Source organism: Streptomyces sp. NPDC004732, assembly GCF_040609235.1.
Taxonomy (GTDB): Bacteria; Actinomycetota; Actinomycetes; order Streptomycetales; family Streptomycetaceae; genus Streptomyces.
Map to the genome: position 1 here is coordinate 33,573 of NZ_JBEXJR010000017.1, position 25,569 is coordinate 59,141.

The window sequence follows — 25,569 nt, forward strand, 5'->3', positions numbered from 1 at the left end:
GCGCGCGACTCGGCCGACACCAGGGTCAACCGATCGGTTGACCCCTTCGTGGTCCCGGCGGGCCACAATGAGGGTGTTTGCCCAGTTCAACGGCCACGTGACGGCAGTAGTACGAGAGGGAGGCGCCCCCAGTGGAACAGCGCACGCCGGGCCCCATCCCCCGCACGCCGGACCCCACCCCTCGCACGCCGGGCCTCACCCCTCGCACGCCGGGCCCCACCCCCCGCACGCCGGACCTCCACGCCCGCGCCCCGGACCCCGACGCCCGCTGGCTCGCGGCCGTCATCCACGCCACGTTCTACCTGCTCCTGGCGACCTCGCTGGCCCGCTTCCTGCTGCGCCACCCCGGCGGCGCCCGCGTCCCGTGGATCATCGCGCTGTCCGCGGTCCTGGCCGTCCTCTACGCGGTCCCTCCCCTGACCGGCGCCCTCCGTCGGCAGCGGCCCGCGGCCCGCCCCTCGGGCCCGGCGCCGGACACCCGCCCCACCCCCTGCCACCTCGCCTGGCTCGCCCTGGTCGTCGGGGTCTGGCTGGTCCTCGTCGTGCTCGCGCCGAGCTTCGGGTGGTGTGCGGTGCCGCTCTTCTACACCGGCCTGCGGACGCTGCCGCCGCGCGCGGCCCTGGCCCTGGTGGCCGTCCTGACCGCCTGCGTGATCGCCTCGCAGCTGCGTCTTGCGGGCCGCTACGACCCCGACCTGATCCTCGGGCCGCCGGCCGTGTCGGCGATCGCCACGGCGGTCTTCACCTACATGCGGCGGCAGGCGGTGCGCCAGCGCGAACTGATCGACGACCTCATCCGCACCCGCCGCGAACTGGCCGCCACCGAGCGCCGCGAAGGCACCCTCGCCGAGCGCCAGCGCCTCTCCATGGAGATCCACGACACCCTCGCGCAGGGCCTGTCCAGCCAGCAGATGCTGCTCCAGGCCGCCGACCGCGTCTGGGACACCGACCCGGCCAAGGCCCGCACCCACGTCCGCACCGCCGAGTCGATCACCGAACTCGGCCTCACCGAGGCCCGCCGCTTCGTGCACGACCTGGCCCCGGCCGACCTCGCCGACGGCGGCGGCCTCGCCGAGGCGCTGCGAGGCCTCGCGGAACGGGAGTCCGGCGCCGGGCTCACCGTCCGGTTCCACGCGGAGGGCGGCCCGGCGCCGCTGCCCGACCGGGTCAGCTCGGCGCTCCTGCGGATCGCGCAGGGCGCGCTGGCGAACGTACGCGAGCACGCGGACGCGACCGCGGCGGCGCTCACCCTCACCCTCCTCGACGACCAGGTGGTCCTGGACGTCGCGGACAACGGCCGCGGCTTCACCCCACCGCCCGTCACGGGCACCGGCACGGGCGCTGCCGCCGGCACCGGCGTACGCGGACACGGACTCCCCGCGATCCGCGCCCGGGCCCACCAGCTCGGCGGCACACTGACCATCGAGTCGGCGCCCGGCGAAGGCGCGGTCCTTTCCGTATCGATCCCGCTGGAGGCACAGTGACCGACACCGCACCCGTCCGCCTGCTGGTCTGCGACGACCACGTCGTCGTGCGCGCCGGACTCCTCGCCCTGCTCGGCAGCGCACCCGGCATCGAGGTGGTCGGCGAGGCGGGCACCGGCGAGGAGGCGGTCGCCCTCGCCGCGAAGCTGGCGCCGGACGTGGTCCTGATGGACCTGCAGCTGGGCGAGGGCATCGACGGCGTGGAGGCCACCCGCCGCATCACGTCGGCCCCGGCGCCCACCCCGCACGTCCTGGTCCTCACCACGTACGACACGGACGCGGACATCACCCGCGCCATCGAGGCGGGCGCGACGGGCTACCTGCTCAAGGCTGAGCGCCCCGAGGAACTCTTCTCCGCGATCCAGGCCGCCTCCCAGGGCCGCACCGCGCTCTCACCCCCGGTCGCCTCCCGCGTCATGGCCCGCATGCGCGCCCCGCACCCCACCCTCACCGACCGCGAACGCGACATCCTCGGCCAGCTCTCCCAGGGCCTCGGCAACCGCGACATCGCCCGCGCCCTGTTCATCAGCGAGGCCACGGTAAAAACCCACCTGGGCCGCATCTACGACAAGCTCGGCGTGGACACCCGGGCGGGCGCGGTCTCGGTGGCAAAGGAACAGCGACTACTGCCGTGAGGCCCCGTACCGGGGTTCAAAACCCGCCGGTCAGAACGCGCCGGTGTCGAGCTCGAAGCCGAGGGGCTCCGGGAGGGGGACGACCTTGGAGAGCTTGAAGATCTCCTGGTGCTCGTACTCCGGAAGTGGCAGTGCTGCCATGACGGAACCTCCTTCGCTCAGCGCGACAGTGTCAGCCTGGGCCTCATCGCTCCGACGGAACCGGAAACCGTTCACCCGAACGCGTGAGCGGCATCGTTTCTGCAGGTCAGAGGCCTGATGCCGACCCGCACACCCGGACCATGACACCATCGACCCCGTGCTCGACATCGGCTACGCGCTCTCCCGCCGCTTCCCTGACCCCGCCCAGCTGGACTACAGCCGTGCGGACGTCCACAGCCTGCGTCACGACCTGTTCTGCGGGGACGTGTATCTGGCGGACACCAAGGCGGACCGGGAGCTGTCCACAGCCTGGGGATGGGTTCCCGTGCTGGACTTCGCGTGGGCGCTGTGCGACATCGTGGAGACGCTCGACCAGGATCCGATGGGCAGCCGGGCCTCCCGCCCCCAGTACGCGGAGCTCGACTTCACCGAGTCGACGGACCGCATGCTGTTCGCCCGCCGCTTCGGCTGGGTGGACATCGAGGCGGACTGGATGGACCCGGACGACGCGCCGCTGACCTTCTCCCACACAGCGCTCCGCCGCGAGGCCCGGGACTTCCTCCACGACCTGGTGGCCGACCTCACCGACCTCCACGACACCCTGGCGGACAACCCCGCGATCTGGTCCCTCCTGTCCCGCTTCCCCCGCACCGACTAGGGACCAGAGGGGGACAGGCCTACGCCCCGGGTGCCGCCACCCTGACCCCCGCCTGCGCCGCGAACGCCGGTGCCAGCTCCATCAGCTGCGTCGGGCTGATCACCGCCCCGGCCAGCCGCTCGATCCCCCGCGCGATGTCCAGCTCCCCCGCGTCCCGCAGATCCACGTCCTTCATCCGCACCCCCGTGAGATCGGCCCCCCGCACCACACAGCCCGGGAACTCCACCCGCTCCAGCGACGCCTGCGCGAAGTCCGGCTCCACCAGCACGCACCCCTCGAACACGACGTCCCGCAGGCGCGCCTTCCGCAGGTTCAGGTAGTCGATCTTCCCGCCGCGCACCACGACCCGCTCCAGCACGCCCCCGTGCAACTGCACGCCCCCGAGCCGCGCGTCGACGACCTCCATGTCCCGCAACGACGCCTCGGCGAGGTCGGTCCCCACCCCCCGCAGCTCCGTCAGCACGGAGTCCACGAACCGCGCCCTGACCAGCCGCGTCTCGTCGACCGCGCACCCCGTCACCGCGCAGTCCACGAACAGGGCGCCGCCACCGTCCTGCCCGCCCAGGTCGAGGTCCCGGAACTCCACCCCGTCGTAATCCCCGTCGGGCCGCAACTCCCCGCCCTCGAAGGGCCGGAGCGGAGGCAACCGCACCGCTGCCCGCCGCGCCGCTTCGACCACCCGCACCGGTTTCGTCCTCTGAGCCATCTCTCCATCGTGCACCCCCGCACTGACAACGCCCGCCGCCCCGATGTCACATCCGGCCCACCCCGATACGTCCAAGAGGTGACGCCCGAACAGGCCCAAGCCCAAGCATCCGCCCCGAGGGAGCCCACCTCCATGCCCACCACCAGGCCAAGCCTCAAACTCACCGTCATCGGCGGCGGCCTCGCCGGTCTCACCGCGGCCATCAGCGCCGCCGAGGCCGGCGCCCGCGTGACCCTCCGGGAGGCGCACCACACCCTCGGCGGCCGCGCCCGCACCTCCGAAGGCACGTACAAGACGAACGAGGGTCCGCACGCCCTCTACAGCGGCGGCCCCCAATGGACCTGGCTCAAGCAGCGCGACCTGATCGGCCCGCTCGCCCCGATCCCGCCTCTCGAAGGCGCCCGACTGCGCCTGCTCCACGGTGGCGTGCTGCGCCGCACCCCGCCCCTCGCCATGCTCAAGCTGCTGCGCCGCAGGACGGAACAGGCCCCCGTGGACCGGGACTTCATGGCGTGGGCCACGGACGAGGTCGGCGAGGAGGGCGCACGCGCCGCCGCGCGCTACGTCGCCGTCGCCACCTTCCACCACGACCCCGGCTCGCTCTCCGCCCGCTTCGTGCACGAGCGCCTGCGCCGCACCACCAAGCTGCCCCCGCAGGCGCACTATCCGCGCGGCGGCTGGGGCTCGGTCGTCGACCGCATGGCCGCGCTCGCCTGGAACATGGGCGTACGCACGGAGACCCTGGACCGCGTCGACACCCTCTCCGACCTCCCCCAGGACGGCCCCGTCATCGTCGCGACGTCCCTCGACGCGGCCCGGCGGCTCCTCGACGACGAGTCCCTGCACTGGCAGAGCGGCCGCACCACGCTCGTCGACGTGGCGTTCCGTTCCCGGCGGGGCGACCTCTTCGCCGTCTCCGACCTGGACAGGACGGGCTGGGTCGAGCGTTTCACCGCCCAGGACCGCACGCTCGCCCCCGCCGGAGAGCAGCTCGTGCAGGCGCAGGTCCCCCTCTCCCCCGACGAGACCAAGGCGGACGGCGTGGCCCACGCCGAGCACCTGCTCGACCTCGGCTATCCGGGCTGGCGCGAGCGCCTGACCTGGCACCGCGCCTCGGTCGCCAACGGCCGTACGGGCGCGGTGGACCACCCCGGTACGACCTGGCGGGACCGCCCCGCGATCGACCACGGCGACGGCGTCTACCTGGTGGGCGACCAAGTGGCGGCCCCGGGGCTGCTGTCCGAGGTGTCGTTCAACAGCGCGGTGGAGGCGGTGTCGCTGGCGCTGACGAGGTCGACGCTCGGTCTCAGGACGAGGTGAGCCTGCTCTTGACCTCAAGTGCGCTTCAGGTTGAAGGGTGAGGGCATACCGGAACACCACCAAGGAGCCCCCATGCAGGCCACGCAAGCCATGCGCGCCATCCGCCTCCACGCCTTCGGCCCCGCCGAGAACCTCGTCCTGGAGGAGATCGCGACCCCCGAACCGGCGAGGGGCCAGGTCCGCATCACCGTGTCGGCGGCGGGCGTGCACCTCCTCGACACCTCGGTCCGCGAGGGCATACAGGGCCCCCTGCCCGAACTCCCCGCCCTGCCCACCGTCCCCGGCCGGGAGGTCGCGGGCATCGTCGACGCACTCGGCGAGGGCGTCCCCGCGCACTGGCTGGGCAAGCGCGTCGTCGCCCACATCGGCTTCGCCCCCGGTGGCTACGCCGAGCGCGTCGTCACCGAGGCGGCCCGTCTGCACGAGGTGCCCGAGGGGCTGGACTCCGCGGAGGCGGTCGCCCTGATCGGCACGGGGCGTACGACGATGGGAATCCTGCAGTTCACCAAGTTGACGTCCGACTCCGTGGCCGTCGTGCCCGCCGCCGCGGGCGGCATCGGCACGCTCCTCACGAAGTACGCCAAGCACCGCGGCGCCACCGTGATCGGCCTGGCGGGCGGCCCGGAGAAGACGGACCGCGTCCGTGCGAACGGCGCCGACCTCGCCGTGGACTACACCGACCCCAAGTGGCCCGAGGAGGTCCGCACGTACCTCACGGAGCAGCTCGACGGCCGCGCGGCCACCGTCGTCTTCGACGGCGTGGGCGGCGCGGCGGGCCTGGCCGCGGTGGACCTGCTCGGCCCCGGCGGCACCCACGTCGTCTTCGGCTGGTCGGGCAAGGGGCCGGGGGCCGACGACGGCGGGGCGGAGCTGGAGTTCACCGAGGAGGAGCTGGCCGGGCGCGGCATCACGCAGCTCAACGTCCTCGGCCCGGCGATGATGCGGAAGGCGGGCGGCGGCAACCCGGTCCGCACCCTGGAGCTCGCCGCCCTCACCGCCGCGTCGCTCGGCCACTTCACCCCGGCCGTGCAGCGCTTCCCCCTCGCGGAGGCGGCCGCGGCACACCGCGCCCTGGAATCCCGCGCCACGATGGGCAAGGTCGTCCTGATCCCCTGAAGGCCGGGAAAATCCGGATGCCCGCACGGCATCCGGGAACTACCGTCCGTTATATGGGTATGGAATCCGTCCAATCCGTCCAGTTCCGCGACATCCCCGAGGCGGGGATCGACCGCGCGCTCTCCCTCGCCTACCTCGTCTTCCACGAAAACCCGGAGGACGAGAAGCGCAAGCACCACCACGACCTGCTGCGCGGCTGCACCCGCATCGGCGCGTACGAGAACGGCGAACTCGTCGGCCTCGTCGCGGCGTTCCCCTTCACCGTGTCCGTGCCGGGCGGCGAACTGCCCTGCCCCTGCCTGACGTTCGTGTCCGTGGCCCCGACGCACCGGCGCCGCGGCGTGCTCTCCGGCATGCTCGCGGAGCTGTTCGCGCGCACGGCGGCGGACGGCGCCCCGATCGCGTCCCTGTGGGCCTCAGAGGACGCGATCTACGGCAGGTTCGGCTTCGGCCCCGCCACCCACGGCCACACCGTGGAGATCGACTCCCGGCGCCCGCTCGCCCTGCGCATCGCCCCGGACGACCGCCCGCTCCGCCTGATCGACCCGTCCGAGGCGCCCGACCTGCTCGGGGGGTATTACGACGGCACGCGCGCCGAGCGCGCGGGCCGCATCGCCCGCCCCGAGTCCTGGTGGCGCGAGGAGTGGCTCGTGGCGGAGGACGAGGAGGACGACGAGCTGTCGCCGCCCCGCGTGGTCGTCGTCGGCGACCCCGGCGGCCCGGTCGCCGGTTATGCGATCTACCGCACCAGGACCCGCGACGACGCCCCCGGCCTGGTCCGGCTCGACGAGCTGGAGGCGGACACGCCCGCCGTCGCGGCCGCGCTCTGGCGCTATCTCGCGTCGATCGACCTGACGGGCCTGATCCGCGCCTGGGGACGCCCCGTCGACGACCCGCTGTACCTGTTCGCCGCCGACCGCGACCAGGTGCGCGTCACGGGCCAGTTCCCGGCGCTGTGGGTCCGCCTCGTCGACGTGCGCGGGGCGCTGGTGGCCCGCTCCTGGGCCGCCCCGGTGGACGTCGTCCTGGACGTGCGCGACGACCGCCTCCCGGCCAACGAGGGCCGCCACCGCCTGACGGCGTCCCCCGAGGGGTGTACGTACGAGAGGACGGAGGACCCCGCGGACCTCACCCTCGACGTGCGCGACCTGGCGGCCTGCTATCTGGGCGGCACGCGGACCGACGCCCTGCTCCGGGCGGGCCTGGCCACGGAGCACACGGCGGGCACGGCCGCGGCACTGGACGCGGCCCTGCACACGCCGCTGCTGCCGCACACGGTGGACGAGTTCTAGGCCCGGCTTCTAGGCCCGGCCCAACGCGTCGAGCGCGTCGTCGGTCAGCCGGTACACGGTCCACTCGTCCTGGGGCAGCGCCCCCAGCGACCGGTAGAAGTTGATCGACGGCTCGTTCCAGTCGAGGACGGACCATTCGAGGCGCTCGTAGCCGTGCTCCACGCAGATCCGTGCGAGCTCGGTGAGGAGCGCCTTGCCGTGCCCGCCGCCGCGCGCCTCGGGGCGTACGTACAGGTCCTCCAGGTAGATCCCGTGCACACCGCGCCACGTCGAGAAGTTGAGGAACCACAGCGCGAAGCCGACCACCTCGCCGGACGCGTCGTCCTGCGCGATGTGGGCGAAGGCGGCGGGGCGCTCCCCGAAGAGCGCCTCGCGCAGCTGCTCCTCGGTGGCCTTCGCCTCGTCGGGCACCTTCTCGTACGCGGCGAGGTCACGGACCAGGGCGTGGATGACGGGGACGTCGGCAGGCGTGGCGGTACGAATCATGAGGGCAGCAAGCCATGCGGGCCGCGCCCAGTCAACGGCGTCTCAACGGCCGGGCGGCCGCGCGGTGTACGTGCCGCGCCTCACCGGCCGAGCAGCCGCCGCGCGATCTCCATGTCGTCGGGCTCCACCGGCCGCCCGTCCTCGACCTCCCACAGCGCGTTCTGCAGGACCCGGCCGAGCGTCCAGGCGCGCGCCCGCTCACGGTCGAGGCCGAGCACCTCCGTCATCGCGTCGAACCGCCACAGCACGTCGTCCGCGTCGAACTTGTTGTCGATGGCGGGCCACAGGTCGAAGCCGGGGTCCCCCGCGAGCGGTTTCGGGTCGATGGCGAGCCACGGCTCGCGGTCGCTGGCCAGGACGTTCTCGAAGTGCAGGTCCCAGTGCAGCATCCGGTCGCCGGGCTCCCCCATGACCTCGCGCACCGCGCCCCCGCACCGCTCGACGATCGCCCGCTCGGCCGGGTCGGCGATCGCCTTCAGCGCTCCCGGCAGGTCGTCGACCATCTCGGCCGCGATGTCGCCGAGCCCGCGCATGCCTTCGGGTGCGGGGGTCGCGGTGAGCCGGGCGAGGAGTTCGGCGATGACGAGGACGGCCTTGCGGGTGTCGGCCATCGTCGACAGCATCCGCGCGGAGTCGAGGCGTTCGAGCAGCATCGTGCCCGTGTCGGCGTCGTGGTCGAGGAGGCGCACGGCCCCGTCGCCGTCCCACACGCGCAGCGCGACCGGCTCGCCCTCGGTCTCCTCGTCCAGGAGCTGGAACTTGACCGCGGCGGGCATGCCGTCGGCGCGCCGCACGGGCAGCACGAGCGCGGCCATGCCGTGCATCGGATCGCCGTCGAGGGTGAGGTCCCACCGGTCGACGAACTCCCGCACGCGCGCGGGGAGCGCGGCGATGAAGGCGCGCCCCGGCTCTCCCGCGTACAGGTGCTGCGACTCGACCAGCTCGTCCGGAATGCGAATGTCGATCACGCCGGGGACATTACCGGCGCGGCCGCGCCACCGCACGGGGATATTCCGGGAGGCGCACCGGTACGCCTCCCGGCCCCTCGGGTCAGGAAATCCCCGCCGCCTTCAGCTCCTTGGCGAACGCCGCCTGCTCGTACAGACCGCCGTCCGCGGACTTCTTGCCGTCGATGAAGACGGTCGGCGTGCCCTTGATGCCGTCGGCGCTGAAGGACTCCATCGCCTGACCGACCCACTTCTTGTACGTCCCGTTGGTGACCGCCTTGTCGAAGGCGCCGCCGCGCAGCCCCTCGACCTTGTCGGCGATCTTCAGCAGGAACGCCGGGGTGTAGGCGTCGTCCGACTCGTCCTCCGCCTGGTTGGCGAAGACGGCGGCGTGGAACTGCGGGAACTTGCCCGCTTCCACGGAGGCCCGCAGCGCGTTGGCCGCGTTCACCGAGCCGCTGCCGCCGAGGTTGCTGTCGAGGAACGAGGCGATCGTGTACTCGACCTTGACCTTGCCGTCGGCCACCGGCTTGACCAGCGCCTGCGCCCCGCCGTCCTCGAACTTCTTGCAGAACGGGCAGCGCGGGTCCTCGTAGACCTTGACCGTATGCTTGGCCTTCGGGTCACCGACGGTGATCACACCGCCCTTCACCGAGGCGGGCACGTCCGCGAGCTGCGCACCGGCCGCCGGGGGCGCCTTGGCCTCGGGGGCATCGGACTCGGGGGACTTCGTCCCGGACGACGACGAGGACGACGAAGACGAAGACGACTCGGGCTTCTCGCTGACGCTGCCGCCCTTGCCGTTGTCGCTGCCGTTGTCGTCGCCGGGGCCACAGGCGGACGCGGCCACCCCGATCAGTGCCGCCGCTGCCACCGCGGTGGCGACGCGTCCGGCCTTGCGTCCGGCCTTGTGTACGGCCATGAGTTGAGCCCTCCAGGATTTCGACACGTACCGCTCAAAGTATCGGAATCTACCCCGCGCCCCGACCGCCGAACGACCCGCCCCTCAGGACTTACGGCCCTGCGGACGGCCCTTGGGCCCCGCCCCCTGCCCACGGCCCCCACCTGCGCAGTAACGTCCGCCCATGAGCAGCGCGAGCAACACGCACCACGGGCCCGGCACGGTCAACGGCGGCATATCGTTCTGGTACGCGGACGAAGGGCTGCCCACCGCCCGCGAGCCCCTCACCTCCGACGCGACCGCGGACGTCTGCATCGTCGGCGGCGGCTACACCGGCCTGTGGACCGCGTACTACCTGAAGAAGGCCGCCCCCTTCCTCCGCGTCACCGTCCTGGAGCAGAAGTTCTGCGGCTACGGCGCCTCCGGCCGCAACGGCGGCTGGCTCTACAACGGCATCGCGGGCCGCGACCGCTACGCGAAACTGCACGGCCACGAAGCGGCGGTCCGCCTCCAGCGGGCGATGAACGACACCGTCGACGAAGTGATCCGCGCCGCGGCCGAGGAGTCCATCGACGCGGACATCCACCACGGCGGCGTACTCGAAGTGGCCAACACCCCCGCCCAGTTGGCCCGCCTCAAGGCGTTCCACGAGGCGGAACTCGCGTACGGCGAGAAGGACCGCACCCTGCACGGCGCGCGCGAGACGGCCGAGCGGGTGCGCGTGGCCGGAGCCGTCGGCTCGACGTGGACCCCGCACGGCGCCCGTCTGCACCCGGTCAAACTGGTCCAGGGCCTGGCCGCCACCGTGGAGGCCCTCGGCGTCACCATCCACGAGTCGACGCCGGTCACGGAGATCAAGCCGAAGCACGCGATCACCCCGTACGGGACCGTGCGCGCGCCCTACGTCCTGCGCTGCACGGAGGGCTTCACGGCAGCCCTGAAGGGCCAGCGCCGCACCTGGCTCCCCATGAACTCCTCGATGATCGCCACCGATCCGCTCACCGACGAGCAGTGGGAGTCCATCGGCTGGGAGGGCCGCGAGACGCTCGGCGACATGGCGCACGCGTACATGTACGCCCAGCGCACCGCCGACGGCCGCATCGCGCTCGGCGGCCGCGGCGTCCCGTACCGCTACGGCTCGAAGACGGACAACGACGGCCGCACCCAGCCCGCCACGATCGACGCGCTGCGGGCCGTCCTCGTCCGCTTCTTCCCGCAGCTCGCGGGCGTCGGCATCGCCCACGCCTGGTCCGGTGTCCTCGGCGTCCCGCGCGACTGGTGCGCCACGGTCACCCTGGACCGCGCCACGGGCCTCGGCTGGGCGGGCGGCTACGTCGGCTCGGGCGTCGCCACCACCAACCTCGCCGCCCGCACCCTGCGCGACCTGGTCCAGCAGGACTCGGGCCAGGCCGGTCCCACGGACCTCACGACGCTGCCCTGGGTCAACCACAAGGTCCGCCGCTGGGAGCCGGAGCCGTTCCGCTGGCTCGGCGTCCACGCGATGTACGCCACGTACAACGCGGCCGACCACCGCGAACTGACCACCCACACGGCGAACTCGTCCCGGCTGGCCCAGTGGGCGGACAAGGTGGCGGGACGCCACTGACGCCTCACAGGCACCACTGACACCACACATCGGTGGCCCCTCCAGCACTCAGTGTCACACCCCTGTGCCACGATCGCCCGAACATTCATTCAGCCTGGGGGGGCCACCGATGCCTGAACCACGTCCTGTTGCAAGACGCGAGAGACGCACGAGACGCGCGGCACACACCGCGGCGCTGCTCGCCCTGACCGCACTGCTGTCCCTGTTCGTACCGTCCGTGCTGCCGACGACGGCCGCCCACGCCACCGAACCGGAGTGCGCGCCGCTGGCCCTCGCGCCGTTCGGGGACCCGGGCACGGCGGTCGGCAGAGCGACGGTCGCGCCCGACACGACGGCCTGTCACACCTTCTCCGCCACCGAGGCCGGACTCCACCAGATCTCGCTCACCAGCAGCGGCAACGAGTCGTACACGCAGGTCTACGCCGGTGAGACCGAGATCAACTGCAAGAGCAGGGTCTGTGACCTGCCCGCTGCGGGCGACTACACGCTGAAGGTCGGCAACAACGGCTGGGAGGACGCGGAGACCGCCGTCACCGTCGTGCCACTGACCGGCACCCGCGGCTGCGACGAGTCCGTCGGCACCTCCTGGGACCTGCCGCCCGCCACGCACACCGTCGCCGGTGGCCTGGAGATCGGCTGCCGCCCCTTCGACGCCGAGCCCGGCGACCGCGTCCTGCTCACCGACGGCACCAAGGCGTACGACGACTCCCGCGCCTGGATCACGGACGCCACCGGCGCCGACGCCTGCACGTCCGAGGACGAGGAGATCAGCTGTCTCCTGGGCGGCCGGGCCCCCTACCGCGTACTGTCCCGCGTCACCACGACCGAGGCGGGGTTCCCCGCCGAGTACGGGATCCAGGTCCGTCGCCTGAACGACCCGCAGGGCTGCCCGTCCTCCCCGGTCCGGCCCTACGGTCCGCTGGCGCCACAGGAGTTCACCAAGACCTCCTGCTTCACCGCCACCGTCGAGAAGGCGGGCCGCCACTCCCTCAAGTCCGTCGACGGTGAGGGCGACACCGAGGCCGTACGCGTCTACGACCGCACCGGGAAGACCGTCTGCCGCACCACCGAGCAGGGCTGCCGCCTGCCCTCCGCAGGGACCTACACCGCCGTACTCAGCGGCTCGTCCCCCTTCCACACCACCGCACGCGGCCTGATCGTCCTGGACCGGTCCTCCGAGCGCGGCTGTCTGAAGAGCGACCTGGGCGTCCACAGGGGCGAGTTCGGCACGGCGGGCCAGTACGACTGCCTGACGCTGCCCGTGCCGAAGGACTCCCGCGTCGCGGCGCTCACCCCGCTCAACGCCTCCGGGATCGACGCCGACGTGGAGGTCGTCGACAGCGAGGGCGCCGAGCAGTGCGAGGCGGAGCAGCTGGGCGCGGGCGACTGCGCGCTCACCGGCCCCGCGCCGTACCGCGCCCTCGTCCACGCCGACGGCAGCCCCCGCACCGGCCCGTACACGGTCGCCGTGCACCGCACGGACGCCGCGAACGACTGCCCCGTCCTGCCCGCGGGCAGCTTCGCCGCGGACGGCGCCAAGGCATCCTTCGCCACCGGCGACGGCGTCTTCTCGCGCTGCCTGACCATCCCGGCGGACGCCCACACGGCGGCCGAGGTGCTGCAGCTCGTCGCCGCCTCCGGCGACGTGCCCGCCAAGTTCTCCGTGCTCGACTCCACCGGCAAGCGCGTCTGCGACCGTTACGCCACCACCAACGGCTGGACGCTCTGCTCCCTCACCCCCGGCAAGGCCCACACGGTCCTGATCACGGGCAGCGACCAGGCCGCCGAGTACACCCTGACGCGGCGCGACGTGACGTCGACGGCGTCATCGGCGGGCTGCACGAAGGTACCGGCGGGCAAGGTGGGCGGCCCTTCGGTCAAGGGCACGTCGGGCGCGCCCGGCACCCTCGGCTGCCACCAGGTCACCACGTCCGCGGCCACCGACGTCGTACACCTGAACGTGCGGGACGCGCTGGGCGCCGCCGACATGTACGTCTTCGACGGCGACGGCAAGGGCGAGTGCGACTCGCGCGCCCAGGCCTGCGCGGCCACCGGCTCCACCACCCACCAGGTCCTCGTGCAGACCCCGTCGAACCGCGCCACCGCGCCCCAGTACCGCCTCGACGCCCTGCGCATCGCCACGGCGGACGGCCCCGCGGCAGAGTGCACCAAGGTCCCGTCGGTCGCCTTCGGCTACGGCCCGGTCACCGGCACCCTCGACGAGACGCACACGGCCACCTGCGCCACGCTGCCCACGTCCCGCAACGACCACTTCGACGTCGAGATCTCCGACACCACCGGAGCCACTGAGGAAGCGGTCCCTGCGCTCTACAACAGCGCCTGGAAGAACGGCTGCTCGCGAGCCGTGCCGATGGACTACCGCTGTGGCGTGAACGACCCGGCGGAGACCCCGAAGCAGCCCTCCGTGCTCGTCCTCGGCCTCCCGGACAAGGCCTCGGCCACCTCCTACAGCGCCACGCTGAAGTGCTGGTCCAGCCGCTGCGGCGACGAGAAGACCACGGTCACCGGCGTCACCCCGACCACGGCCGCCACCGGCAGCAAGCCCACGCTCACCGTGACGGGCACCGCCATCAACCCCGACGCCACGGTCCGCCTGACGCAGTCGGGCAGAACCCTCACCGCGAAGACGAAGTCCGTCTCCGCGGACTACCGCACCCTGAAGGCCACGCTCGACCTGACGGACGTCCCCGAGGGCACCTGGCACGTCAGCGTCATCGCGGGCGGCTGGGAATTCTCGCAGGGCACCTTCACCGTCACCGCCCCGCAGCTGAGCAACACCACCGCCCCCGAGGCAACGGGCACGGCGGCCGTCGGCGCCAAGCTCACCGCGACAACCGGGAGTTGGTCGGCAACCCCCTCCTCGTACACCTACCAATGGAAGGCGAACGGCGAGGCGATCCCCGACGCCACCACCTCGACGTACAAGATCCCGGCAGCACACCTGGCCAAAAAACTGACCGTCACCGTCACGGCCCACAAGCCGGGCCACCGCGACGCGTCCGCGAGCTCCGCCCCGGTGACGGTCGCCAAGGGCGCAGCCCCCAAGGCCACAACAAAGCCCACGATCACCGGCACCACCAAGGTCGGCAAGACCCTCAAATCCACCAAGGGCACCTGGTCACCCACCCCGACCTCGTACGCCTACCAGTGGTACGCAAACGGCACGAAGATCACCGGCGCGACCAAGTCCTCGCTGCCCCTGAAATCCGCCCACCGCGGCAAAAAGATCACACTCAAGGTGACAACCCACCGCACGGGCCACCACGACGGAACATCAACAACAAAGCCCACACCAAAGATCACCTGACCCCACCGCACACCCCCAGCAACACCACAAAGGCCCAGGCCACCACCAAGGTGACCTGGGCCTTCGCCTACGGGAGCCCCCTGTCGGATTCGCACCGACGACCTACGCATTACAAGCTGGCCGGGCTAGTTCTGCCGTGGTCCGGGGACGTCCCTGGGTGGGCTGCCTCGCAGGTCAAAGGGTGTTGCAGACGTTCGCGGACGCGTGCAGACCATGCCGGATTGGGCGGCGATCGAGACTAGAACTGAGACTGGTCGAGCCGTCCGAGCGCCCTGAGGCAGGTGCGCAACTACGGCTTGGGCAGCTCGGTGACGAAGGTTCCGATGCCCGGTTGCATCTGCGCGAGCCCGGCTTCCCGAAGCTCAGTAAGTACTCGCCGGGCGGTCATCTGCGCGATCCCGAACTCACCCTGGATCGCGAGGACACCCGGCAGCTGGCTCCCCGGCGGGTACTCGCCGTCGGCGATCCGCTGCTCAAAGACGGCGTAGACCTGCTTCCACCGCGGGATGTCCGGCTTCCAATCCATGATCCGAAGCTAGGCAGTACAGGCTGGATCGGCGAGACGATATAGCTTGCATGGCCTAGCCACCCTAGCTAGCTAGCCCTACGCTGCGTGAACGCACATCACCCCCGCGGCCGCGCGAACGACCCGGGGGCGTGGACGACTGACGTGGAGTCGACATGAACGAGGCTACGCAGCACCCGAACACTCCGAACAGCCCAAGCACAGCCAGCATGGAGCCCGGCAGCTACGGCTACTGCTCGTGGCACCGCGCCTATAGCGCAGGCGTCCGCGTCATCAACGTGGTGGAACAGGGATCCGGCCCAGGGCGTGTGGACTTCGCCTGCCTCCCCTGCCGCGAGCAGCACCACCTAGTCCCGTTCGCCGACCGGCCATGACCGAGACCTCGCGCCCGAAGCCACCGCGCGCCAAGACGCTCAACGGCTGGCAGTACCTCGGCTGGCACTGCTGCTGGTGCGACGCCACGATCTGGGAAGGGGCAAGGTCCGCTGGCCGTGCCCAAGGGCACGTAGGGGCACACGACTTGTCCATCGAGGTGTACGAGTGCGGCCCGCACTGCCCGAAACGCCCGGTCGGGACCGCACCGGCGTAATCAGGCTCGAAAACGGCGCGGCGCGCGCTTAGCGAGCCGCACACCAGACTCGGGCGGTGGTGATGCTGCGCTGTTCGACCACAACTGAACACCGGCGGTCGTACCTGCGGCCGCTTCAACGATCACCGCCCTGACCTGCGGCCGAGCTGTCGGCAGTTGTCGACGTAGGTCACCATTGAGCACCCTTCCGCGGCCCCAGGACGGCCCGGGAAGGCGCTTCTGCTCTGAGTCTGTCCAGGGCCACAGCACTCAACCCCGACCGGCGCGCAGCCGCGACGCCCAAAGCGGAAGGACTGCCTCCGTCGGAATCTCCTCCGGCAAACACGATTCGCTATCGTCTCGGCAAAAAAAGATACACCGAGAACTCCTGACGCAACTGTCCCGGAAGCTAGAATCGGGTGGTGGCATGGACCGTGGCTTACGCATTTGATCAGTTCTACTCCACCATCAACCTTCCGGGTGATCACCGCACCATGGCCAACACCCGGAAAGACTGGATCCTTCGCCGGATCGGTAGCTCTCTGGATGTTTTGGATAGCTTCCCCATGGGCTCAATCCCCAGGTTTACAGCCCTTAAGGGGCATGCCGACCTCGACATCATGCTTGTCCTCAATTTTGGGAAGCACATCAAGGACAAGAAACCGTCCTCTGTCCTTATGAATCTGAAGTCTGCCTTGGGTTCAGGTGCCGGCACTGTGCGCCGCAATGGACAGGCTGTGACCATGAAGTTCCTCTCATGGCCTGACGTGGATGTCGTTCCTGCTGCACGCTATCGCAATGACGATGGGAAAGTTTCGCACTACGAGATTCCCGACATGAACCGAGAGGAGTGGATCGAGACGAAGCCAAATCTTCACTCTCGACAAATGTTGGACGCATCCTCGGAGAGGGGGTCTAACTTTAAGCGAGTCGTCAAGATGGTGAAAGATTGGAATAGGCGCCAAGACGTCAAAATTCAGAGCTATCACGTGGAAGTTATTGCGCTAAAAATGCAGGGAATCGACTGGGATGATACTGGATACGCCGTATACCAATGGTTCCTGGAGGCAGAGACCTCCCTTCAATGGCTGTGGCATGAGGGTAAGGATGTTTCAGAATATCTCAGCCTTGAGCGAGCGTTGCAGGCGAAAAATCAAGTCGCCGATGCGAAGAGTAAGGCTTTGTCAGCCTGGTTTCAGACCTATACCGAACGAGACAATCATCGTGAAGCGATTCGCATCTGGCGTTCTGTATTTGGGAATAACTTCCCCACCTATGGTTGACTGGAAGTGATCCCATGCTCCAGTCGACGAATCCCGCTATCACCGATGCGCAGAATTCGGTTAGGTCACTAAGGGTACTTGCCGCACAAAGGAGACTCTATGCGGACGCCAAGCTGATTCATAACGTCAGGCTCACTGTTGTTATCGGGGCAGGCGTTATCGGTGTGGCCTTGGCGCTTTACTTCCCGTCGGCTCGCGCCCCTATTGGCTTCGGATCTGCGGTTGTGCTCCTGCTGATCAGCATTGTGGGCAGCGCGAGAGAGCGGAGGAAGAGCAAGGAGGCCGCCTATGTACAGGAGGAGTTCGATACCGGGATTTTTCAACTCCCATGGAACAGTGTGCTCGCCGATCGCCCAACAAACGGGCTTGTGGTGGAGGCTGCTCATCGGCATAAGGGAGATGGCCTTGAGGATTGGTATAGCGACACTGAATCTCTGGCCCGCCCCCTCGACGTCCTCGTTTGCCAACGGAGCAACTTGGCCTGGGGTGTTTCGAATCACCGCCGATGGGCCGCGACTGTGATGACGGCCATAATTTTATGGGCGTCCGGGATCATCGCTATTTGCTACTCACTTGAGTTATCATTCGCAAGTTCAATTTCTGCGGTGGTTACGCCGCTCCTGCCCACATTCCGAGAGTACATCGAGATGTGGCGGTCCAACATGGATAGCGTTCGAGCAAAAGAGAAGGCGGAATCGAAGATCTCTGACATTTGGGAATCTGCTATGAAGGGCCGCCGACTTCCCTCCATAGCCAAGTGTCGCGAGGTGCAAGATCGCATTTGCGCTATCCGTCAAACCAATCCAATCATTCCCGATTGGTTCTATTGGGCTTTCCGGGAAAGAGGAGAGAAGGTGATGCGGGTTAGTGTTGCCGATTATGTCGAGCAGGCGAGATCTAAGGAACTTGCCTGATTCCACTCGCCACATCGCGCGGGATATTGCAAACCGGTCGGCGGGGCGGCTTTGGGGCGAGCGATCATGGCCCCGTGAGCTCATCGCGAGTCGGACAGTCTGTGGACCTGCCCGTAAAGCACGACGTTGGGGCCATGCTCTTCGAGACTCGCCCCAAAGCGGCTACCTAAAGCTGTGGAGCCGACCGCCCCAGCCACGATGTGCCCATTCTCTGAGATCAGTTGGCCGCTAGCTCTTGTCGCGCGGCCTCGTAGACCGGGCCGGAGCGGGGCGGAGACAGGAGCGGCGGCCCGGGGAGCCAGGCCGCGCGCGGGTAGCGGAGCGAGCCGCCTTGACCGTGTAGAGAAAGTTCTATCGTGCTGACCCAACAACGGCTCCTGGGGGTCCACGCGGAACCTCCAGAGCGCCCATTCCCCTGATCCACAAAAAGCCCCGGGCGCAATGCCCGGGGCTCATGCGTCGGCAGCGTTCAGGTGGTGGGGAAGTACCGACGCGCAAGGGCTTCCGCATGCTTGCCGATTGCCCCCATCCTGGCCTCCCACTCAGCACCGCCACGGTGGTCAGGGTGGGCGGTCGTCTGGTCCGCGTGCTTGCGGTAGTGGAGTCCTGCCTCGCCGATGAACCAGCCGTCGGCCATCACGTCGAGAGCCAGCAATAGGGCGGTGTCTTCCGACGCAGGTAGCGCCATCCACCCCCCGGCTTCGGCAAGCAGGTCCCCCCGGATGCAGAGCGACGCGGGATGCACCGCGGGCCGGTGCGTGGTCGTCCAGTAGGCGTACAGCTCGCCCCTGGTGAGCTGGCCGGGGTCCGGATCGCCGAGTGTGTAGTGCACCAGTGAGCCGTCCGGCATGAGGTCGAGCACCTTGCACACCGTCCAGCCGACGGACGGGTGCGCCTCCATCACCTCGATGTCTCGGGCGAGGGCGCCAGCGGGCAGGACATCGTCAGCGTCCAGGACCTTCACCAGCTCGCCCCGGCTGCGGCCCCAGGCCATGGTCCGGGCAACGCCAGGGCCGCCGCGCCTGTTGTCGCCGACCGCGACGCGCGCGTCTTCGCGAATGTCGGCAGGCACATCGGTCGCCTTGCCACCGTCGACCTGGATCAGCCACTCCCAGTCCCAGCCCGTCGGCAACTCCTGCGAACGGAGCGAGGCGAAGGCTTCGGGCAGGAAGGGCAACGCCGCATCGTGAACCGGCGTCACGATCGACATGATCCGGGTCATGGGGTCCACCTCTCCAACGGCACGGAGTACCGGAGCTCAGTCCGCTCGCCGGGGAGCACCACGTGCGAGTACTCGACGACGTCGCCCTCGGTCGAAACGCTGGTCTTGTCGAGGAGGAGCACCGCACTGCCGGTCGGGATGCCCAGCTTCCGGGCCTCGGCCTGGGTGGCGAGCCGAGTCCTGACCCCGTCGTCGATGCGGTCGATCTCAAGCCCGATGGTGCTCAGCTGATGGTGCGTTCCCCCGGGCCACGGTTCCTTCGCGCTGTCCAACAGGTCGGGGTTACGGGCCGCGACCTCGTGGACGAGGTAGGAGTCGATCAGCGATAGCGCGGTCGGGTCATCCCCGGCGCTGTGCCAGTACTGCCGGTGCAGCATCAGGGTGCCTGCGTCCACCCCGAACCGTTCGGCGAGCTCTGCATCGGCGGGGATGGCCCTGAACGTCGCGTGCGTCTCGATCTGGTCGTGCCCCAGGCCCGTGTCCTTGTCGACCACGCCAGTGGTGCGGCGCACCTCGTCGGGCCGCAGTGCCAGTTTCTTCTCCCAGACGTACCGCTCCTGGTGGCGGCGGATCTGGTGCGGCGGGCGCTGGCGGACCTTCGTCCCGTGCCCGCGGACCATGCTGACCAGCCCTTCGGCCTCCAACGCCTTGTAGGCCGCAAGGACGGTGGTCTTCGATCCCTTGCCTTGCGCAACCAGGTCCCGAATCTGTGGGAGCTGGTCACCGGGTTGGTACCCGGATGCGCCAGCCGCGATGTCTCGAGCGATCTGGTCCGCGAGTCCACGCCATTGCGGCGTTTTGGGTGCCATACAGAACCCCTCCTCCATCAACCAGGCCAGTGAACCACAGTCCCGGGATTGACGGCTATCCCGGGACTGTTGACAGTCCCGGGACTTAGTGCCAATCTCTTGCCATGCCGAACGACAGTCCCGGGACAACGTTCCGGAGCTGGGCGGCATGGCACGTCCGGTGAGCCGTTCTTGGGGCGCTCGTGGCGTGTCGGTTCGGGACAGCTCGCCTTCACGTGGAGCCCCCTGCTGGCCGTTGGTTGAGAACTCAAAAGAGTGCTGGCCCAGCTACCTGCTCACGGGTGGTCGATGGGTCTGAGGTCAGTCCGCCCCACCTCGGCAAGAGGGCGGACGCGCACGAGTTCTGTCTCCGTGCGTGGAACAGCGCATCGACTTCCCGCGGCCTACTGCTGCGGCCGGTTGCCTCCGCTGCTCGTCTCGCACGAGCAGCGCTGAGGGGAGCCGGATCTACCGACTTCAACGGCGCGCGGCCCCAGTGCTGGAACACCGAGGCCGCTGTAGGGCCGTTGCCACCTGCTAGGGAGAACACGACCCATGAAGTACATCGGTGCACTTCAGGCGGCCGTTACCGCCAACGAGTTCGACGGCGGGCCGACGGCCGCCGAGCTGGACGCCATCGAGCAGGAGATGCCGCTGATCGAGGCGGGCATCGAGCTGCTGGACGCGCAGATCATCACCCTCGACCGCACCCCGTCCGAGCTGGACGCGCGGCGGATCCGGCGGGCCCACCGCAAGGTGCTCGCCGCCCGCCGCGCCCTCACCAACACGGTCACCGTCACCGCGGAGGTGGGCGCGTGAGTGCCATCGACTCGAACCTGTCGGCCGCGCACGCCGAGGTGAAGGCGGAGATCGCGCGCACCGACACCAAGACCAGCCTGCTGCTCGCCTTCGTCGGTGCGCTGCTGGCCGGTACGTGGACGGTGGCCAAGGACGCCTCCCTGTCCGTGCCCGTCTACGTGGTGGGCGGTCTGGGCACGGCGCTGCTACTCGCCGCGGCGAGCCTGTTGCTGTCGTCGGTGCGCCCGGCCCTGGGTGGTGCCCGACCGGTCGGCTTCCCCCGGTGGGCGACGCTGACCGCCGAGGAGATCACCGCCGAACTCGCCCACGACCAGCGGGCGCAGCACATCGCGGAACTCGCCCGGATCGCGGTCAGGAAGTTCACCGGTCTGCAGCGGGCGGTGGACCTGACCCGCGCGGGCGGGGCCCTGCTCGTCCTCGCTGCGCTCATCGCGGTCGGGGGTGCGCTGTGAAGGGGAAGACGGGACTGCCCGCCGTCGCGATGACGGCCGTGTCCATGGTGCTCACCCTCACTGTGCTCATGATGTGGCTGGGCAGCGCGGTGCCGTGGCCGGTCGCCCTGGTCGTCGGTCTGGGCATCGACGGCGGCTGGCTGGCCACCCTCGCCTACGAACGCCGCCTGGCCGCGCAGGGCGACCACAACCGCGCCGTGACCGCCGTCGGCTGGTCCTTCGGCCTCCTGGCTGCCGGGGTCCTGGTCGCCCACGCAGTGAACGCCGACCACTCCACCGGGGCGTGGCTGGCGGTGGCCTGGCTGCCGGTCGCCGCGAAGGCGCTGTGGCTGGTGCACGGTCTGTGGGAGCGCACCGCGCTCACCCCTCACGCGCTGGATGCCATCCAGGGCATTCAGCAGGAGGCGCGCGATGAGGCGGCCGTGGCCCGTGCCCGGCTGCGGGCCGAAGCGGCCACCGAGGAGACGCGGCTGACGGCCGTGACGGCTGCTGGGGCGCGCGTCGCCCGCGTCCAGGCCAAGACCGCCCGCACTCTGTCCGGGGCGTGGTCGACGCTGGAGACGGCCCGCAAGGGCGAGGGCACGGGCAGGGCGCTGACCAGCGTGACGCGCCCCGTCACGCCCGGCGTCACGGCCCGCTGGGACCTGCCCGTATGGGGCCCCAGCGAGCAGGTCCCCGCGCTGGACGCGGCCGCGCCCGCGCTCACCGATGCCGCGCTCGACGTGCTGGTCGATGACATCCGCACCAGCCAGGACCCGGCCCTGTCCTACCGCGACATGGCCGCCCGCTTCCGCGCCGCCGGACACTCCGCCTCCGAAGTCCGGCTCCGGGCCGCCTGGAAGCGCGTCGCCTGATGCCCACCGCGTCGGCCGAGTGCCCCAACCCGACCGGCACCGCCGACGCCTCTCGCACTTCTTCCCCCTGACCTGGCACGTTTCCTCACGAGGAGGCCCCCTGTGGGTACCCCTGACACGAACCGCATCGACCGTGAGATCCGCACCACGAAGCTCAAGCTGGAAGCCGCCGCCAAGCGCGAGATGTGGGCACTGAACGGCCGCGAGCGCCGCGCCCTGGTGTCCGCGATGGCCAGCGGGACGAAGGCCGTCGTGCGGCACAAGAGCACCACCCGCGCCGAAGAGAAGGGCGCGGCGACCTGGGAGTCGGCCGCGATCCGGCTTCAGGCAGAGATCAACGCCCTGCAGGTCGAGCGGGACGAGGCCGTGAAGCGGGCCGCCGCCGACAAGGCCGCCAAGAAGGCCGCGAAGTCCTCGGGGTGGTGGTGACCGTGGCCACCCCTCCGGGTGAGTGCCCGCAGTGCTGGGAGCACGCCCACAACCCGAGCATCCACCGCGCCCTCAAGGGCGCGCAGTGCGAGCCCTGCCTGGACCACCTGCACAACGGCTGCCCCGTCCTGGTGCCCAAGAAGCCGTCCATGTGGTGGTGACCACCCCCACCGCGCGCCTCACACCCCCCGGATCTTTCCGCCCCTGCCGGGGCAGTCAGGAGTGATGCCGTCATGAGCGGCACCGTCGTTCCCCTGCACAAAACCCCCGCCCCGCCCGACACCGAGCCGGGCCCGAACCTCACCGTCGTGCCCGAGCCCGCCCCGGCGCCGGTCGTGCCGCTGTGGGTGCGCTCCGGCCGCGCCCTCAAGACGGCGGTCACTCACGAACACACCAAGAACGCGGGCCGGTTGGCGGTCCGGCACAGCATGTACGTGATCGGCGGCACCCGCATCGTGACCCGCCGCACCTGGGACGGGCGCACCGGCGCCCGATACGAACGCCTCCTGCGCGCCGCCGAAGCCGCCGGGAACTATGAGGTGGCCGCGGAGTGGGAGGAGCGCCTGCAGCGCTTCCGCGAGGCCCGCCACCGCCGCCGCATGGACCTCCTCACATCCCCCGTCGACGCGGCCAAGGGACTCGCCGTCGGGACCGGCGCGGGCATCGGCACGTTGGTCGGGCTCGGGGTGGTGCTGGCCATCGCCAATGAGGACGTCACCGATGTGCTCACCCCGTTGATGGCAGTCATCGAGCTCATCCGCCTGCTCATCAACATCGTCTCCGTCGTTTGGGGTCCCGCTATGAAGGTCGGTCCGCTGCTGGCACTGCTCGCCCTGTGGTCGGTGGGCCGCAAGGCGCAGGCCGCACCGAACTGGGTCCTGCCTGCCAACGTCCGCAACGGGGAGGGCGAGCCCATCACCCCCTCCATCGTCGTCAAGGCCCTGCGCGACCTCGGCGTACCCGCGCTGCGCAACGCCATCAAGGAGATGGGCGATGCGGGCGCGGCGATGCTGGGGCCGATCCGAATCGCCGGATGCGGCGTCGAAGTCGACGTCACCCTCCCGTCCGGGGTGTCCACGGTCGAAGTCCAGCAGCGGCGCCGGAAGTTGGCGGAGAACCTGACCCGGCACGAGCACGAGGTGTTCATCACCCTCCCCGAAGCCGCCCGCACCGTGCGCCTGTGGGTGGCCGACTCGGGGGCGCTGGACGAGCCGATCGGCCCGTCCCCGCTGGTCACCGACGAGACGATGACCGCCGACTACACCAAGGGCAAGGCCCCCTGGGGGCAGGACCTGCGCGGCGATGCCGCCGCGCTCAGCCTCTACCAACGCCACCTGCTCATCACCGGCCTGTCCAACCAGGGCAAGACCGTCGCCCTGCGCTCCCTGGCCCTGTGGCTGGCCCTGGACAAGTCGGTGCAGTTCCTGATGGGCGACCTCAAGGGCGTCGGCGACTGGGCCATGTTCGACGGCCTCGCCTCGACCCTGATCCAGGGGCCGACCGACGAGCACGTCATCGAGGTGACGGAGATGGTCGAGGGTGCGGTGGAGGAGATGAACCGCCGCATCCAGGCCCCGCCCGGCACCATCTTCCCGCCGCTGATCGTGCTGGTCGACGAGGCGCAGGTGGCGTTCATGTGCCCGGCCAAGGACGACCAGAAGCGCCCCTACGGCGGCTCCAAGGCCAACTCCCGCTACTTCATGGCCGTCCGCAAAATCCACAACCAGGGCCGGGCCGTGAACGTCCTGATGTGGCAGGGCACCCAGGACCCGACCAACGAGAACCTGCCCAAGCTCGTCCGCGAAGGCGCCCACACCCGCGCCTCCCTCGCCCTGGGCACGGAATCGCAGGCCCGCATGGCACTCGGGGACAAGGCCGTCGACGGCGGTGCGGCCCCCAACCTGCTCCGTCCGGGCCTGGACCGGGGAACCCTGGTTGTCGCCTCCGACGGCATCGCGATTCCGGCCGGACAGTCCTCCATCACGGTGCGCACGCACTACATCAACGACGACGACGCCAAGGCCATCACCGACCGCGCGAAGGCCCTGCGCGACGGGGTCACCACCCTGCACGCCATCGACCGCGGCGAGCAGCGCGATGAGCTCACCGACATCCTCTCCGTGCTCGGGGACGCGCCCCGCGTGCGCACCAAGGACGTTCTCGCGCGGCTCGCCACGCTCAGTGCGGACGCGTACGGCACGTGGTCGTTCATCAACCTCAAGCGCGTTCTCGACGAGGCCGGGGCGGAGCCGTACAAGTCCGACGGCGTGATGGTCGTCTCCCGCGACCGAGTCGCCCGCGCCCTCGCCAACCGGCCCGACGACGAGGGTCCGGACGCTTCCATTTCGCACGTCGATTAGAGGGAGCCGAGCCGCTTCGGGTCAGGGAGGCAGGGAGAACTCCCTGACCGCCTCCCTGACCCGCCTCCCTGGCCCTGACCTGCACGAATGATCGTTCAGGGAGACAGGGAGGCACCACACGCCAGCCCCCGGAAACCCCCTCCACACGCACCCCGCAAGGGGATGCCGCAGCCTCCCTGAACCCTCACCCGAAGGGATTCCGCATGTATCCCGACCACACCGGCCGCGCGCCCACGGAAGGGGCCGTGACCGTCCACCAGCCCGCCCCCGTCACCGTCATCCCCAGCGTTCCGCTCGCACCGGTCCAGCCGTCCACGGTGGCGGCCGTGCAGTCCATCGTGCTGCCCGACGGCCGCATCGTCACCGGCTACGCCATCGACGCCGCCAAGCCCGAACCGGTGGCCGCCAAACCGGCAATCTCACGGACGGCGGTGAACATCGCGCTCGGCGGTATCGGCTTCGGCGCCATCTGCGGCGGGCTGCTCCTGCTCACCACGTTCATCGCTGCCCTGGCCGCCCTGGTGCAACAGCTCATCATCCTCGCCGCCGTCATCTTCGGCGGATGGATCGCCATCCAGATCTTCGGCGGCGGTTCGCGCGGCGGGATCACGGTCAACGCCCGCAAGGCCGTGATCAAGCGCAATCACTTCCACGGCTGAGCCCGCCCACAGTCACGATCGCTCTCGCTGGACCCAACCGGCCACGAGACCCAAGACCGTCGGCACCAACGCCCA

General features: G+C 70.1%; 24 protein-coding genes. 17 read left to right on the top strand and 7 right to left on the bottom strand.

Features of this window, described 5'->3' with window-relative positions; translation table 11 throughout:
• Positions 1-284 precede the first annotated feature (284 nt).
• The 3 genes from ABZV77_RS36730 (at position 285) to ABZV77_RS36740 (ending at position 2,918) form a co-directional block, all read left to right on the top strand.
• Entirely contained in the window at positions 285-1,484 is a 1,200-nt protein-coding gene (locus ABZV77_RS36730; protein ID WP_356266914.1) for a sensor histidine kinase, read from the top strand.
• Positions 1,481-2,119, top strand: coding sequence for a response regulator transcription factor (locus ABZV77_RS36735; RefSeq protein WP_356266692.1), 639 nt, complete (start codon positions 1,481-1,483; stop codon positions 2,117-2,119). Before ABZV77_RS36730 ends, ABZV77_RS36735 begins: the two co-directional genes overlap by 4 nt.
• Positions 2,120-2,417: 298 nt before the next feature.
• Positions 2,418-2,918 (top strand): hypothetical protein, encoded by a 501-nt coding sequence (locus ABZV77_RS36740; protein WP_356266694.1) that lies wholly within the window; start codon positions 2,418-2,420, stop codon positions 2,916-2,918.
• Positions 2,919-2,937: 19 nt separating this feature from the next.
• On the opposite strand, the gene ABZV77_RS36745 is transcribed toward ABZV77_RS36740, so the two are convergent.
• A complete protein-coding gene (locus ABZV77_RS36745; protein ID WP_356266696.1) occupies positions 2,938-3,624 on the bottom strand; it encodes a pentapeptide repeat-containing protein in 687 nt (228 codons plus the stop codon).
• Positions 3,625-3,756: 132 nt separating this feature from the next.
• Here ABZV77_RS36745 and ABZV77_RS36750 point away from each other — a divergent pair, with 132 nt between their 5' ends.
• From ABZV77_RS36750 to ABZV77_RS36760, 3 genes are all read left to right on the top strand, one after another.
• Complete coding sequence (locus ABZV77_RS36750) at positions 3,757-4,944, top strand: NAD(P)-binding protein (RefSeq protein WP_356266698.1); 1,188 nt, start codon at positions 3,757-3,759, stop codon at positions 4,942-4,944.
• Between the two features lie 90 nt (positions 4,945-5,034).
• Positions 5,035-6,060, top strand: coding sequence for a zinc-binding dehydrogenase (locus tag ABZV77_RS36755; protein ID WP_356266916.1), 1,026 nt, complete (start codon positions 5,035-5,037; stop codon positions 6,058-6,060).
• Positions 6,061-6,113: 53 nt separating this feature from the next.
• Positions 6,114-7,352, top strand: a complete 1,239-nt coding sequence (locus tag ABZV77_RS36760) for a GNAT family N-acetyltransferase (RefSeq protein WP_356266700.1) — start codon at positions 6,114-6,116, stop codon at positions 7,350-7,352.
• Positions 7,353-7,361: 9 nt separating this feature from the next.
• On the opposite strand, the gene ABZV77_RS36765 is transcribed toward ABZV77_RS36760, so the two are convergent.
• The 3 genes from ABZV77_RS36765 to ABZV77_RS36775 all read right to left on the bottom strand — a co-directional run bounded on the left by ABZV77_RS36765 (position 7,362) and on the right by ABZV77_RS36775 (position 9,707).
• A complete protein-coding gene (locus ABZV77_RS36765; RefSeq protein ID WP_356266702.1) occupies positions 7,362-7,838 on the bottom strand; it encodes a GNAT family N-acetyltransferase in 477 nt (158 codons plus the stop codon).
• Positions 7,839-7,918: 80 nt separating this feature from the next.
• Positions 7,919-8,806, bottom strand: coding sequence for an aminoglycoside phosphotransferase family protein (locus ABZV77_RS36770; RefSeq protein WP_356266704.1), 888 nt, complete (start codon positions 8,804-8,806; stop codon positions 7,919-7,921).
• 82 nt (positions 8,807-8,888) lie between these two features.
• Positions 8,889-9,707, bottom strand: coding sequence for a thioredoxin domain-containing protein (locus ABZV77_RS36775; RefSeq protein ID WP_356266706.1), 819 nt, complete (start codon positions 9,705-9,707; stop codon positions 8,889-8,891).
• A gap of 163 nt (positions 9,708-9,870) precedes the next feature.
• On the opposite strand from ABZV77_RS36775, the gene ABZV77_RS36780 reads away from it, so the two are divergent.
• The gene (locus ABZV77_RS36780) at positions 9,871-11,292 is read left to right on the top strand and encodes an FAD-dependent oxidoreductase (protein WP_356266707.1); all 1,422 of its coding nucleotides are present in this window, start codon (positions 9,871-9,873) and stop codon (positions 11,290-11,292) included.
• Positions 11,293-11,401: 109 nt separating this feature from the next.
• Positions 11,402-14,620, top strand: coding sequence for a Tat pathway signal protein (locus ABZV77_RS36785; protein ID WP_356266709.1), 3,219 nt, complete (start codon positions 11,402-11,404; stop codon positions 14,618-14,620).
• 289 nt (positions 14,621-14,909) lie between these two features.
• Here the strand turns inward: ABZV77_RS36785 and ABZV77_RS36790 are convergent, their stop codons facing one another.
• Complete coding sequence (locus ABZV77_RS36790) at positions 14,910-15,146, bottom strand: winged helix-turn-helix domain-containing protein (RefSeq protein ID WP_150185405.1); 237 nt, start codon at positions 15,144-15,146, stop codon at positions 14,910-14,912.
• 990 nt (positions 15,147-16,136) lie between these two features.
• Here ABZV77_RS36790 and ABZV77_RS36795 point away from each other — a divergent pair.
• Entirely contained in the window at positions 16,137-16,997 is an 861-nt protein-coding gene (locus ABZV77_RS36795) for a nucleotidyltransferase (protein WP_356266711.1), read from the top strand.
• 14 nt (positions 16,998-17,011) lie between these two features.
• A complete protein-coding gene (locus ABZV77_RS36800; RefSeq protein ID WP_356266713.1) occupies positions 17,012-17,911 on the top strand; it encodes an S-4TM family putative pore-forming effector in 900 nt (299 codons plus the stop codon).
• 469 nt (positions 17,912-18,380) lie between these two features.
• Here the strand turns inward: ABZV77_RS36800 and ABZV77_RS36805 are convergent, their stop codons facing one another.
• Entirely contained in the window at positions 18,381-19,133 is a 753-nt protein-coding gene (locus ABZV77_RS36805; protein WP_356266715.1) for a glycosyltransferase family A protein, read from the bottom strand.
• Entirely contained in the window at positions 19,130-19,942 is an 813-nt protein-coding gene (locus tag ABZV77_RS36810) for a GntR family transcriptional regulator (RefSeq protein ID WP_356266717.1), read from the bottom strand. The genes ABZV77_RS36805 and ABZV77_RS36810 overlap by 4 nt, the downstream gene beginning before the upstream one ends.
• A gap of 534 nt (positions 19,943-20,476) precedes the next feature.
• Between ABZV77_RS36810 and ABZV77_RS36815 the strand changes: the two genes are divergently transcribed.
• The 7 genes from ABZV77_RS36815 to ABZV77_RS36845 all read left to right on the top strand — a co-directional run bounded on the left by ABZV77_RS36815 (position 20,477) and on the right by ABZV77_RS36845 (position 25,494).
• The gene (locus ABZV77_RS36815; RefSeq protein ID WP_356266718.1) at positions 20,477-20,740 is read left to right on the top strand and encodes a DUF6284 family protein; all 264 of its coding nucleotides are present in this window, start codon (positions 20,477-20,479) and stop codon (positions 20,738-20,740) included.
• Positions 20,737-21,192: a Pycsar system effector family protein gene (locus ABZV77_RS36820; protein ID WP_356266720.1), complete on the top strand. Its 456-nt coding sequence runs from the start codon at positions 20,737-20,739 to the stop codon at positions 21,190-21,192. The genes ABZV77_RS36815 and ABZV77_RS36820 overlap by 4 nt, the downstream gene beginning before the upstream one ends.
• Complete coding sequence (locus tag ABZV77_RS36825; protein ID WP_356266722.1) at positions 21,189-22,046, top strand: protein spdB; 858 nt, start codon at positions 21,189-21,191, stop codon at positions 22,044-22,046. The genes ABZV77_RS36820 and ABZV77_RS36825 overlap by 4 nt, the downstream gene beginning before the upstream one ends.
• Positions 22,047-22,148: 102 nt before the next feature.
• Positions 22,149-22,475 (top strand): hypothetical protein, encoded by a 327-nt coding sequence (locus tag ABZV77_RS36830; RefSeq protein ID WP_356266724.1) that lies wholly within the window; start codon positions 22,149-22,151, stop codon positions 22,473-22,475.
• Positions 22,476-22,477: 2 nt separating this feature from the next.
• Positions 22,478-22,636, top strand: a complete 159-nt coding sequence (locus ABZV77_RS36835) for a pRL2-8 (protein ID WP_356266726.1) — start codon at positions 22,478-22,480, stop codon at positions 22,634-22,636.
• A 72-nt stretch (positions 22,637-22,708) separates the two neighbouring features.
• Positions 22,709-24,835 (top strand): FtsK/SpoIIIE domain-containing protein, encoded by a 2,127-nt coding sequence (locus ABZV77_RS36840; RefSeq protein WP_356266727.1) that lies wholly within the window; start codon positions 22,709-22,711, stop codon positions 24,833-24,835.
• Positions 24,836-25,038: 203 nt separating this feature from the next.
• Positions 25,039-25,494: a hypothetical protein gene (locus ABZV77_RS36845; protein ID WP_356266729.1), complete on the top strand. Its 456-nt coding sequence runs from the start codon at positions 25,039-25,041 to the stop codon at positions 25,492-25,494.
• The last annotated feature ends 75 nt before the right edge of the window (positions 25,495-25,569 follow it).